The sequence below is a fragment of the Campylobacter concisus genome, assembly GCF_902460595.1.
In the GTDB taxonomy this organism is placed as follows: Bacteria; Campylobacterota; Campylobacteria; order Campylobacterales; family Campylobacteraceae; genus Campylobacter_A; species Campylobacter_A concisus_BL.
The window spans coordinates 1-2,575 of sequence record NZ_CABPVA010000022.1 but is presented as its reverse complement, the minus strand read 5'-3'; the positions used below and the strand labels follow the sequence as shown (position 1 = coordinate 2,575).

Genomic DNA, 2,575 nt, shown 5'->3' with positions numbered 1-2,575 from the left:
TTTACTCTTAAAAGATATAGATAGTTTTAGAGAAAAAGTGGTAAGAGAATTATAAAATGAAAAAAATATTATTCATTATTGGTACTAGGCCAGAAGCCATTAAGATCTTGCCAATATATATTTTTTTTAAGAAATATAATAAATTTGATACAAAAATATGTATAACTGCACAACACAGAAAAATGCTTGATGATGTAATGTCTTTTTTTGGAGTCAAGGCAGACTATGACCTAGACCTTATGCGGCAAAATCAAACACTAGACGAGCTAACATCAAAAATTTTACTAGGAGTATCAAGGATACTAGATAAATTTAAGCCAAATTTAGTATTTGTTCATGGTGATACAACGACTTCTTTTGCTGCATCGCTGGCGTCATTTTATAAAAAAATAGACGTGGCTCATGTAGAGGCTGGACTTAGAACTTATGATATTTATTCTCCATTTCCTGAAGAGGTCAACAGGCAGCTAACTTCAAAAATAGCAAAGTATCATTTTGCACCGACATTGCTGGCTAAGCAGAATTTATTAAGAGAAAATATAGATGAGGATAATGTTTTTGTAGTAGGAAACAGTGTAATAGACGCGCTATTTTTTACAATAGATAGGTTAAAAAACACAACTCCTTGTTTAGATTACACGCCAAGTGAAAGAAAATTTATCCTTATAACTGGCCATCGTAGAGAAAATTTTGGTGATAATTTTTTAAATATATGTAACTCAATAAAAGAGTTAGCTTTTAAATATAGTGATATGGATTTTGTTTATCCATTACATCTTAATCCAAATATATGCGAGCCAGCTAAAAAAATATTATCAGATATAAAAAATGTTTATTTGATAGATCCGCTTGAATACGAAAGCTTCGTATGTCTCATGTCAAAGGCATATATTATTTTGACTGATAGTGGCGGCATACAAGAGGAGGCGCCAAGTTTTGGTAAGCCTGTTTTGGTTATGCGTAATAATACAGAAAGACCAGAGGCTGTAGAGGCCGGAACTGTGAGGCTTGTTGGCACTACAAGAATTGTAGATGAAGTTTGTAAGCTTGTAGAAAATGTTGATGAATATAACAAATTTAAAAATTTAAAAAATCCTTACGGTGACGGAAAAACATCTAGTAAAATTTATGAAATAATTGAGTCTCTTTTGTGAAAAAAGTACTTTTTATATCTTATTTCTTGCCCCCATTCAATTCTCCACAAGCCATACAAATAGGAAGATTATTGAGGTATTTTTCGTTATCAGGGCAATATGAAATAACTGTAGTAACTGCAAATTTAAAGAACGCCTCGGCAGATAATAGTTTATACCCAGATATTTTTGATAAAGTAAAAGAGGTCATATATATAGAAGATGTAGTAAAAAATAAATACATTAAATATTTTATTGGTAGGGTTATGCCAAGTATTTATAAGACACCAGATGAATATAAAAAATGGCATAAAAAAGCATATCAAAGCTTATTTCATAAATTTAAAAGTGGTGATTTTGACCTAATACTAACATTTTCTTTTCCTTTATCTACAAATATACTTGGCAGGCAATTAAAAGAATATTTGAAATGCAAGTGGATAGCACACCAGTCTGATCCGTGGACCGATAATATTTTTAATGGCTACAACAAAGGCATAAATCAAAAAAATGTTGCTTTAGAAAAAGAATGTTTTGATGTCGCTGATAAGATCATATTTACTTCCATAGAGACACAAGAATTTTATACTAGTAAATATCCGATTCTGTCTAGTAAATTCTCTCTTTTAGAGCACTCAAATGATCCTAGTCTATATCCAAGAAAAGATAATGTACTTGGCGGTAAAAAGATAGTGCGATATATCGGTGGTTTTTATGGTGCTAGAACACCAGAGCCGCTATATAAGGCAATATATAAGTTAAAGAAAGACGGAAAGAATATAAATTTTATCTTTGAGATATATGGTTTTGGTAGATCTATAACAAATTTATTAAAAAAATATGATATAGCAGAATATGTATCATTTAAGGGAAGTGTAAGTTATCTTAAAAGTTTAGAGCTGATGGTTGGTGCTGATTTGTTGGTTTTGATAGATGCTCCAAGCGAGCATAAGAGTATATTTTTCCCATCAAAGCTTGTAGATTACATTGGTTCTAAAACACCTATTATGGTTATTTCCCCAGATGGAGCAAGCAAAAGAGTGGCTAAAGAAAATGGACTTACTTATTTTGATTTAAACGAAACTGATAGAATAGCTGATTATTTATGTAGTGGTTTGGGTCTTAGCCAAAAATATGGTAATGTATACGACATTAATGACGTTGTAAATAAATTTGTGAGTATTGTTGGTGAATAGAAATTTATCATTTGACATCATGAGAGGTATGGCGATCTTATTTGTTTTGGCCGCACATTTTTTGACAAATAGTGTTGTCTTTGATGATTATTCTACTACTATGCTAGGAAATACATCGTTAAATTTCTCTTTTTTTGGTAGCATATCGTACTCTTTATATTTAGTACATGTGCCAATTGGATATAGTTTGTTTTATTTTATAACAAAAAATTTTACAGAAGACTTTGTTGCTCTTAAAATAATTTT

The 2,575-nt window shown here is 30.7% G+C and carries 3 protein-coding genes; all 3 read left to right on the top strand.

The features are described 5' to 3' along the window. Positions 1-56 precede the first annotated feature (56 nt). Entirely contained in the window at positions 57-1,154 is a 1,098-nt protein-coding gene (wecB, locus tag F3G86_RS10035) for a non-hydrolyzing UDP-N-acetylglucosamine 2-epimerase (RefSeq protein WP_149723769.1), read from the top strand. A 71-nt stretch (positions 1,155-1,225) separates the two neighbouring features. Further along, the gene (locus F3G86_RS10030) at positions 1,226-2,329 is read left to right on the top strand and encodes a glycosyltransferase family protein (RefSeq protein WP_188116461.1); all 1,104 of its coding nucleotides are present in this window, start codon (positions 1,226-1,228) and stop codon (positions 2,327-2,329) included. Beyond that, positions 2,322-2,575: hypothetical protein (locus F3G86_RS10810; RefSeq protein WP_223228593.1), on the top strand; the 254-nt coding region annotated here is incomplete at its 3' end. The genes F3G86_RS10030 and F3G86_RS10810, both read left to right, overlap by 8 nt.